Consider the following 277-nt stretch of genomic DNA (forward strand, 5'->3'; position numbering starts at 1 on the left):
TTCGGCCTGGCCGACAAGGCCCATGGCGTGCCGCTGGCCCAGATCAGTTGCTGGCCGTGGACCGGGGCAATCGACAAGCCCGCCACATTGTCCCGGGCCATCTCCCGCGGAATACGGCTTTGCAGGTAGCGGATGATGGTGGCGTAATCGCCTTTCTGAATCGACGGCGGGGCTGGCGCTTGCCCCTGGCAACCGAGGGTGCCCAACAGGCAACCCAGCAGCGGTATACCGCGTAGCGTGCGAAACATGCCGAGCATCCGAAGGGTGGTTTGGAGGC

General features: G+C 65.0%; 1 protein-coding gene. It reads right to left on the reverse strand.

Annotated features, from left to right (window positions below; genetic code table 11):
* On the reverse strand, nt 1–248 hold a 248-nt coding region (locus AC0L20_RS40955), incomplete at its 3' end, for a hypothetical protein (RefSeq protein ID WP_473295818.1).
* Between the last annotated feature and the right edge of the window lie 29 nt (nt 249–277).

The organism is Bradyrhizobium sp. Kon58 (assembly GCF_055807455.1).